The 9,350-nt window shown below is 67.7% G+C and carries 7 protein-coding genes and 1 pseudogene; 7 read left to right on the forward strand and 1 reads right to left on the reverse strand.

Annotation, left to right across the window (positions count from 1 at the left end; all coding sequences use genetic code 11):
• The 7 genes and pseudogenes from GJ632_RS15425 to dhaM all read left to right on the forward strand — a co-directional run.
• Nucleotides 1–455: hypothetical protein (locus GJ632_RS15425; protein WP_191453421.1), on the forward strand; the 455-nt coding region annotated here is incomplete at its 5' end.
• 175 nt (nucleotides 456–630) lie between these two features.
• Nucleotides 631–1,773 carry a right-handed parallel beta-helix repeat-containing protein gene (locus GJ632_RS15430; protein ID WP_197428029.1) on the forward strand — a complete coding sequence of 381 codons (1,143 nt, stop codon included), beginning with the start codon at nucleotides 631–633 and terminating at the stop codon, nucleotides 1,771–1,773.
• Nucleotides 1,774–1,874: 101 nt separating this feature from the next.
• A complete protein-coding gene (locus tag GJ632_RS15435) occupies nucleotides 1,875–2,471 on the forward strand; it encodes a hypothetical protein (protein WP_197428030.1) in 597 nt (198 codons plus the stop codon).
• Nucleotides 2,472–2,628: 157 nt separating this feature from the next.
• Nucleotides 2,629–5,759 (forward strand): annotated as a pseudogene (ileS, locus tag GJ632_RS15440) (isoleucine--tRNA ligase).
• Nucleotides 5,760–5,887: 128 nt separating this feature from the next.
• Nucleotides 5,888–6,883, forward strand: a complete 996-nt coding sequence (gene dhaK / locus GJ632_RS15445) for a dihydroxyacetone kinase subunit DhaK (protein ID WP_191453423.1) — start codon at nucleotides 5,888–5,890, stop codon at nucleotides 6,881–6,883.
• An 87-nt stretch (nucleotides 6,884–6,970) separates the two neighbouring features.
• Nucleotides 6,971–7,681, forward strand: coding sequence for a dihydroxyacetone kinase subunit DhaL (dhaL, locus tag GJ632_RS15450; protein WP_191453424.1), 711 nt, complete (start codon nucleotides 6,971–6,973; stop codon nucleotides 7,679–7,681).
• Nucleotides 7,678–8,064: a dihydroxyacetone kinase phosphoryl donor subunit DhaM gene (dhaM, locus tag GJ632_RS15455; RefSeq protein ID WP_191453425.1), complete on the forward strand. Its 387-nt coding sequence runs from the start codon at nucleotides 7,678–7,680 to the stop codon at nucleotides 8,062–8,064. Before dhaL ends, dhaM begins: the two co-directional genes overlap by 4 nt.
• A 93-nt stretch (nucleotides 8,065–8,157) precedes the next feature.
• Here dhaM and GJ632_RS15460 read toward each other — a convergent pair whose 3' ends face one another.
• On the reverse strand, nucleotides 8,158–9,267 hold the full coding sequence (locus tag GJ632_RS15460) for a hypothetical protein (RefSeq protein ID WP_191453426.1): 1,110 nt from the start codon (nucleotides 9,265–9,267) through the stop codon (nucleotides 8,158–8,160).
• Nucleotides 9,268–9,350: the final 83 nt, after the last annotated feature.

Raw genomic sequence — 9,350 nt, forward strand, 5'->3', positions numbered from 1 at the left:
CAAACGGGTACACCCCCGCGCCGCCGGAACTCAGCCCGTCCGTCGACCCGAACGAGTACGACGACGCCGACGTGGTCGGCGACGACAACGACTACCGACGCGACGAACTCGGCGCGTTCCTCCGGGAGGGGGCGTGGGCCGAGGCGTTCGCGGAGTGGGCCGCCGAGACGCAGGTGACGGCCGGCGAGTGGGCCATCGTCACGGATCTCGGTCTCGGGTCGGACTTCGACTTCTTCTGGGACGACTTCGCCGGGCGCGTCGGCTACCACGCGCCGGGCCTCCCCCAGGACTGGAAGGAACGGGAGGTCCACCCCGACCTCGCCTCGTGGAAGCAGGTTTCGAGCATCAACGCCGGCCTGACGGAGTTGGGACAGACGGTGTGCGACGTGCTGAAAGACGACTACATCGACTGGGAGTCAGAGTACGAGGCGCCCGACGACCTGCCGGACTTCTGAGAGGCCACCGTCTCTGTCGCCGAGTACGTCACCTACGCTTCGAGCGACGAGTCTGCCGTGCGACCGTTGAGGCGACGAATATCGGAGAACGCGCGGCCGAGCGAGGCACACGAGAGACTAAGTGTCGGCGAGTCAATAGCTATGCGGGATGTCGAACGAGTCATCGAGGCGACTGGTGGACAGACGAAGCGTTCTCAAAGGCGTCGGGCTGGGGGGGCTGACCGTCGCTGGTCTGGGTGGAACGGCGAGTGCGCGTCCGGGACGCGGTGGTGGGCCGCCGGGAACCAAGGGATGCGATGTCGTCGTCCCTGACGACGAATCGACGGTTCAGGCGGGCGTCGACGCCGCCAGTACCGGTGACACGGTGTGCGTGAGGGGGAGCGGAGGCCCCTACGTCGAACAGGTGGTCGTCGACACGAGTCTCCACCTGCGTGGGGTAGACGACCCGACGATTCGCGCCCCGTCGTCGCCGCCGGCGTTCGCGGTTCCCGAGAGCGGAAACGAGTGGGAACCGGTGGTGTTCGCGTACGGTGGAACCGAGAGCGGTGGTGTGGTGACCGGTTCCGACACGGTGACCGTCACCGTCTCCGGACTCGAAATCGACGGCGACGACAGGCAACCCGACGACCGTTCTGTCGGCGTGTTGGTCCGGAACGTCTCGGGTAGCGTCTCGGACACCACCGTCCGGAACATGGGTGTCGGGGGTAAGGAGACGTTCGGCGTTATCGCCTACGGCGATTCCAGCGTGACGGTTCGAGGGAACGAGGTGCGCGAGTACGAACGGACGGGAATCGGGGCGAACGGGGACAGTGGTACCCATCCCGCACCGACGGTGGACGTGGTCGGAAACACCGTCGAAGCGGGCGGTGGGGTCGGCGAGGCGGGGGGCCCGAACGGGATTCAAATCGGATTCGGTGCGGGCGGGACGGTTCGGGACAACGTCGTCGCCGACAACCGGTACGGTGACAGCTACAATTCGGCCACGTCGGCGGGGGTCCTCGTCTTCGCCTCCTCGGGGGTCGCGGTGCGCGGGAACGACGTGCGCAACAGCGACATCGGGGTGGCGAGTGCGGCCGCGGAGAACAACCGGTTCGTGCGGAACCGCGTCGACGAGGCGATCGTCGGGGCGTACCTCGCCGGCGTGAACAACAACAAACTCGTGAACAACGAACTCCGTGACGAGGACTCGAACCTGGGTGCGGTCGGCGTCCTGAACGTCGGCGAGAACAACAAGCTGATATCGAACACGATAGCGGGGTTCGACACCGATATCCAAGACGTTGGTTCCGACTCGAAGGTTCACGCGAACCGTCCGTAGCGCACCGAGCAAGACCGAGTACGAGGCGGCCGACGACACTCGGCGTTCGAAGAGTCGGACCGGACCCGCAGTTATTTATCGACAGAACGACAGCTGACGACGTGAAGCGCAGAGCCCTCCTCGCGGCGTCCGCCGCCTCGCTCACCAGCCTCACCGGTTGTCTCGGGACCGTCCGGCGACGGGTGAGCGGTCGTATCGATATGGACCACGCGACGACGGTGTTCCACCCCGCAGACGAACCGTGGTTCGTCGGCGGTCTCTCCGCGGCGTCGCGGGGAACCGCCCACACCGACCTGTTCACCGAGTCGCCCGCGGACGTGGACGACCTGTTCACCGACCACTACCCGAAGCGAGAGCAGTCGATGGACAACGACGTGCGGAACGACGACTACTCGAACGGCTTCCTCCTCCTGTTCGAGGCGAAGATGCCCGTCGAGGAGGCGTACAGCGTCCAGCCGACGATACTGCACGGCGAACTCGCCTGGACCGGGTGGGACACCGTCTCTGTTCCGACGGTCCGGTCGCCGCGCGACCCCGAGTCGCTGTCGTTCGACGACGACGTGGAAGCGATCATCGCCACGACGCTGACGCGGTACGAGGCGGAGGCCACGCCGTCGACGGCGGTGGTGACCGTCTACGACGAGGAGACGGGCGACCGAATCGGACGGCACACGGCGACGCCGCGACGCCGGTCGTAGGTCGGCGGGGTTCCGGTGGAACGCGGGCGGAGGCCGGCGGAGTCAGGCCCTCGGGGTCCGGTCGCCGGTCGGCAGGGGCCGGCCGCCCGTCCGGCCGGCCGTCGACCCGTTCGCACGGTTCCACGGACTTGATATACGTTCCGAATTGTCCTCCTGTATGGACGACCTAAGCGACCAGTACACGCCGGCGGACCTGGAGTCCGCGGTCGGCGACTACTGGGACGAGGAGAACGCCTACGAGGCGACGAAGGAGGCGCACGCGGACGACCCGGCCTTCTTCTTCGTCGACGGGCCGCCGTACACGTCGGGTCAGATGCACCTCGGGACGGCGTGGAACAAGACGCTGAAGGACGCCATCGTCCGCTACAAGCGGATGACCGGCCACCGGGTCACGGACCGGCCGGGCTACGACATGCACGGCCTCCCCATCGAGGTCAAAGTCGAGGAGGAACTCGGCTTCGAGACCAAGCGGGACATCGAGGAGTACGGCATGGAGTCGTTCATCGAGGAGTGCAAGTCGTTCGCCGAACGCAACCGCGAGGCGATGGACGAGGACTTCCAGTCCATCGGCGTCTGGATGGACTGGGACGACCCGTACAAGACGCTCTCGCCCGAGTACATGGAGACCGCCTGGTGGGCGTTCCAGCAGGTCGCAGAGCGCGGACTCGTCGAACAGGGCAAGCGCTCGGTCAACTACTGCCCGCGGTGTCAGACCGCCATCGCCGCGAACGAAGTCGAGTACGACGAGATAGAGTCCCCGTCCATCTACGTGAAGTTCCCCCTGCAGGACCGGGAGGGGAGCCTCGTCATCTGGACGACGACGCCGTGGACCATCCCCGCCAACACGTTCGTCGCCGTCGACGGCGAGATGACCTATCAGGCCGTCCGCGCGGAGAAGGGCGGCGAGAGCGAGGTGCTGTACGTCGCCGAACCCTGCGTGGAAGACGTGCTGAAGAAGGGCCGCTACGAGGACTACGAAGTCGTCGAGGAACTGTCCGGCGACGAGATGGTCGGCTGGGAGTACGACCACCCACTCGCGGACCGCCTGACCGAGTTCGCCGACTTCGAGGGCGCCGGCGAGGTGTACACCGCCGACTACGTCGAGGCCGACCGGACCGGACTGGTCCACTCCGCGCCCGGCCACGGGCAGGAGGACTTCGCCCGCGGGCAGGAACTCGGACTCGACGTGTTCGTCCCCGTGAACGGTCGCGGCGAGTTCACCGACCAGGCCGGCGACTACGCCGGGACGTTCGTCCGCGACGCCAACCCCGAGATAGTCGAGGACCTCGACGCCGACGGCCACCTCCTGCACTCGGGCGAACACCGCCACCGCTACGGGCACTGCTGGCGGTGCGACACGGACATCATCTTCCTCGCGACGGACCAGTGGTTCATCACCGTCACCGACGTGAAGGAGGAACTCCTCGACAACATCGCCGACTCCGAGTGGCACCCGCAGTGGGCGCGCGACAACCGCTTCCGCGACTTCGTCGCCGACGCCCCCGACTGGAACATCTCCCGGCAGCGCTACTGGGGCATTCCGCTGCCCATCTGGCAGTCCGACGACGGCGACTTCCTCGTCGTCGGCACGCGCGAGGAGTTGGCCGAACGCGCCGACCAGGACGTCGACCCCGAGGAACTGGACCTGCACCGCCCCTCGGTGGACCCCCTCACCATCACCGAGGACGGCACCACCTACGAACGCGTCCCGGACGTGTTCGACGTCTGGATAGACTCCTCGGTGGCGACGTGGGGCACGCTCGACTACCCCAGCGAGACGGCCGCGTTCGAGGAACTGTGGCCCGCCGACCTCATCGTGGAGGCGCACGACCAGACCCGCGGGTGGTTCTGGTCGCAACTCGGCATGGGAACCGCCGCGCTCGGCGAGATACCGTACAAGGAGGTCCTCATGCACGGGTTCGCCAACGACGAGAACGGCCGGAAGATGTCGAAGTCGCTGGGCAACATCGTCACGCCGGAGGAGGCCATCGACCGCGCAGGGCGGGACCCCCTGCGCGCGTACCTCCTGAGCCACGACCAACAGGGCGTCGACCTCTCGTTCGAGTGGGACGGCCTCGACGACACCCAGTCGGACCTGAACATCTTCTGGAACGTGTTCAGGTTCCCCCTGCCGTACATGGAACTGGACGGCTACGACCCATCGAACCCGGACCTCGACGCGGGCGAACTCACCGTCGTGGACGAGTGGGTGCTGTCGCGCCTGCAGACCGTGAAGGCCGAGGTGGCCGCGGCGTGGGACGACTACGAGGTGTCCGACGCGCTCAACGCCGTCCTCGACTTCGTGACGGGCGACGTCTCGCGCTTCTACGTGAAGGCCATCCGCGAACGGATGTGGGAGGAGGAGGACTCCGCGTCCAAACGCGGCGCGTACGCGACGCTGGCGACGGTCCTGAACGAGACGGTGCGACTCGTCGCGCCGTTCACGCCGTACGTCGCCGAACGGATGTACCAGCACCTCGACGGGAGCGAGACCACCGTCCACGCCCTCGACTACCCGACGGTCGAGGAGGCGTGGCGCGACGAGGAACTCGAACGCAACATGGCGGTCCTGCGGAACGTCGAGGAGGCGGCGGCAACGCCCGCCAGCAGGGCGAACGTAAGCTTCGATGGCCCGTCCAGCGCGTCGTCGTCGCCAGCGAGGACGACGAGGTGGCCGAGGCCGTCGAGGCGTTGTCCGACCTCCTCGCCGACCGGGTGAACGCCCGGTCCGTCGAGGTGGTCGAGACGTTCGACGAACTCGTCGAGTACGCCGACCCGCAGATGGGCGTCATCGGCCCCGCCTTCGGCGGGGACGCCCAGAAGGTGATGCAGGCGGTGAAGGGAGCCTCCCGCGAGGCGGTCGAGTCCGGCGTCGAGGTGGACGGCGAGACGGTCGAACTCACCGACGAGATGGTCGAGTACCGCGCCGAACCGCCCGAGAACGTCTACGCGGCCGAGTTCGACGCGACCGACGGCACCGACGGCGGCGTCGTCTACGTCGACACCTCTCTCACCGAGGAGATAGAGGCCGAGGGCTACGCCCGCGACGTCATCCGCCGCATCCAGGAGATGCGCAAGCGCCTGGACCTCGACGTCGAGGAGGAGATAGCGGTCAGCCTCGACGTGCAGGACGACCGGGTGGCCGACCTGGTGAATCGGCACGACAGCCTCGTCGCCGAGGAGGTCCGCGCGACCACCCTCGACGCGGCGGGCGAGGACGCCGACCTGACCGAGGAGTGGGACGTCGAGGGCGTCACCATCGTCATCAGCGTCACGCGAACGGAGTAGCCTGACGCCGTCGTCCGGACCGACTCGTCGCCCGAGAGTGGCCGATTTTCGCCCGACGCGACACCGGTTCGTTCAGGTGAATCACAGCTAACACTTTTGACGGAATCGGCCGTCTATCGTTCTGGACCATGAAAAAACTGGTAAACGACCCATCGGACTACGTGGACGAGATGCTGGAGGGAATGGTGGCGGCGTATCCCGACAGAGTCCGCCGACTCGACGGCACCAAGGTCCTCGTTCGGTCTGATGCGCCGGTCGACGGCAAGGTGGGCGTCGTCTCCGGCGGCGGGAGCGGACACGAACCGACACACGCCGGCTACATCGGCGACGGGATGCTGGACGGCGCGGCGGCGGGCGAGGTGTTCACCTCCCCGACGGCCGACGAACTGAGCGAGATGGTACAGGCGTGCGACGGCGGCGAGGGCGTCCTCTGCGTCGTCAAGAACTACGAGGGCGACGTGATGAACTTCGACACGGCCGCCGAGATGGCCGAGATGGAGGACGTCGAAGTGGCGCAGGTGGTCGTCAACGACGACGTGGCCGTCGAGGACTCGCTGTACACCTCGGGCCGCCGCGGCGTCTGCGGCACCATCCTCGTCCACAAGGCCGTCGGCGCGAAGGCCGCCGACGGCGGGTCGCTGGAGGAGGTGCAGGCGGTCGGCGAGAAGGTCATCGACAACGTGCGGACGATGGGGATGGCGCTCACCTCCTGCATCACGCCCGAGAAGGGCGAGGAGACGTTCGACCTCGGCGAGGACGAGATAGAACTCGGCATCGGCATCCACGGCGAACCCGGAACGGAGCGAACCGAGATGATGACCGCCGACGAGGTGGCCGAACACCTCACCGAGAACGTCCTCGCGGACCTCGACCCCGACGACGGCGACGACGTCGTCTCCATCGTCAACGGCATGGGCGGGACGCCGCTGTCGGAACTGTTCATCGTGAACCGGAAGGTGCAGCAGATACTCGACGACCGCGGCCTGGAGACGTGGGACGCGTGGGTCGGCGACTACATGACCTCGCTGGACATGATGGGCTGCTCTGTCACGGTCTGCCGTGTGGACGACGAACTGAAGGAACTGCTCGGCGCCGCGGTCGACACCCCCGCGCTGAAGCGGTGAGGTAGCCGCCGACGGCCGCGAGCGAACCTTGACACCACCCGTTTTTCTCGCCGTAGTTTCAAGCCAACAGCCGCCGTGTGTGTCGGTATGGCCGACGAATCCGTCCAGCGTGAGGCACTCATCACAGCCATCGAGAACGTGGCGGCGCGCATCGAAGACGAGAAGTCGCATCTGACCGACCTCGACTCGGCTATCGGCGACGCCGACCACGGGAACAACATGTACCGCGGGTTCAGCGCCGTCGCCGAGAAGACCGACGAGTTCGAGGAGATGTCACCCGCCGAGGTGGTGAAGACGGTGGGGACCACCATCATCGGCAACGTCGGCGGCGCGGCGGGCCCCCTCTACGGCGGGTCGCTCATGACCGCGAGTCAGGAACTGGAGGGAGGAATCACGACGGAGACGTCCGTCGCGTTCGCCGAGGCGTACCTCGACAAGGTGCAGGACAGGGGCGACGCGCCGGTGGGCGCGAAGACCATGGTGGACGCACTGGTGCCCGCGGTCCACACGTACAAGAAGTCCATCGAACACGACGACCTGCCGCCGTTGACGGCGTTCGCCAAGGCCGTCGAGGGGGCCAGACGCGGCGTCGCGTTCACCGTCCCGATAAAGGCGACGAAGGGGCGCGCCTCGTTCCTCGGGTGGCGGTCGGTCGGCCATCAGGACCCCGGCGCGACCAGCACGCTGTTCATCATGGAGGAGATTCTGGCGACGGCCGAGGAGTATCTGGAGGGCGAGACGGACGTGGCGCCGGCGGCCGAGTCGGTCCCGGACGAGGACCCCGAGGAGGCCCAATGATCGGGCTGGTCGTCGTCTCGCACAGCGACAAGGCGGCCGAGGGAATCTGCGACATCGCCGCGCAGATGGGCGGCGGGAACGCGCGAATCGAGGCCGCGGGCGGCGACGGCGACGGCGGCGTCGGCACCAACGCCAACCGAATCGAGGAGGCCCTCGAGACGGCGGACGACGGCGACGGCGTCGTCGTCCTCGTAGACCTCGGGAGCGCCGTCATGAACACCGAACTCGCCATGGAGATGACGGACACGGAGGCGGTCATCGCCGACGCCCCCATCCTCGAAGGAGCGCTCGAAGCCGCCGTCGAGTCCACCTCCTCGAAGGCGACGCTCGACTCCGTGGTCGAGTCGGCCGAGGGCGCACGCGAGTACCGCAAGTTGAACTGAACTGCACCGACCCGAACCGGCAGTCTTCGGAACCGCCGCTACGATACGGCGTGAGTCGGCGGAAAAGTGGAGGGGTCGGCGTCGCCTCGCGCGTCAGAATCCCAGCGTCGGGACGTACGACGCACCCGGGAAGACGCCCGCGATGTAGAGCACCGCGATGAGGAACGACCCGAAGACGATGGCGGCCGCCGGCGGGTCCCAGTGGGTATCGCTGTGCGCGTAGAAGATGCGCTGGAACAACTCGCCGAACAGGCCTGCAACCGTCCCGAGGATGCCGCCGGCGACGAGTGCGACGAGGAGCGACCCGTCGGCACCGCCCACCGACGCGAGCGCACCGGCGCTCCCGATGATGGTCATGTGGTGGGTGACGGGGATGCGCTCGACGCCGAGGTTGAGGAACAGCAGCGACGCCGCGCTGATACCGAACGCGAGGAACGCGCTGCCGGTCGCCATCGCGATGTACGCCCCGAGGAGGCCGGCGACGAGGCTGACCGCGGCGACGTTACCCCACTTGTACTGGTGGGGGAGCCACGGTTCGACCGCGAGGCGGTTACCCGTCGCCGTCCCGCCGTCGGACCGTGGTTCCGACGAGGAACCGTCAGCCTCGCTCGCGGTTCCCCCGTCCGTCGCGGCGTCGCCCGCCGTCGCGTCGCTCGTCGCGCTCTCGCCCATCACGCGCATCTCCTCGCGTTCGAACGGCGACATGTCGAGCAGGCCGTCGCCGCGCACCTCGCCGATTATCGGGTAGCCGAAGGCGACGCGGTGCGCGAGGGCCGACAGCGTGACGCCCATCGCGATGGGGTCCCACGGGAGTGCGAACGTGGAGGACGCGACGGTCAGCCAGTAGCCGAGGATGCCGAACACCCCGCCGACGGCGAGGACGTCCGGCTTCGTCCCGAGGGCGAACGTGATGTCCTTGGCGTTGTGGTAGTCGAAGCCCGACTGCATGTAGCCGCGCTTCGCCGCGTACGCCGTCGCGGCCGCGCCGCCGGCGAAACTGATGGCCGGGGAGAACGGCGCGCCGAACGCGACGGAGCCGGTTATCGAACCGGCGTCGACGTTGGCGACGACGGCCGCTTCTCCGGCGATGACCATGAAGCCGGTGAAGATGAACGCCGGGAGGGCGCCGAGCGCAGCGCCGAACGCGCCGCCGGCGAAGGCGGCGATGAGCAACTCGACGGCCCACAGGTCGGCCAGCGCCATCAGTCACCACCCTCCTGTGCCCAGTCCAGCGAACGTTCCACCGCTTCCTGCCACCGCCCGTACCGCTTCTCGACGTTCTCGGC

Origin of the sequence: Halogeometricum sp. CBA1124 (assembly GCF_009741955.1) — an archaeon.
GTDB classification, from domain to species: Archaea; Halobacteriota; Halobacteria; order Halobacteriales; family Haloferacaceae; genus Halogeometricum; species Halogeometricum rufum.

Bases quoted from the DNA above. Each gene is read 5' to 3' on its own strand.
- dhaM (WP_191453425.1), top strand. From the start codon at position 7,678: ATGATCGGGCTGGTCGTCGTCTCGCACAGCGACAAGGCGGCCGAGGGA.
- dhaK (WP_191453423.1), top strand. From the start codon at position 5,888: ATGAAAAAACTGGTAAACGACCCATCGGACTACGTGGACGAGATGCTG.
- GJ632_RS15460 (WP_191453426.1), bottom strand. From the start codon at position 9,267: ATGGCGCTGGCCGACCTGTGGGCCGTCGAGTTGCTCATCGCCGCCTTC.
- dhaL (WP_191453424.1), top strand. From the start codon at position 6,971: ATGGCCGACGAATCCGTCCAGCGTGAGGCACTCATCACAGCCATCGAG.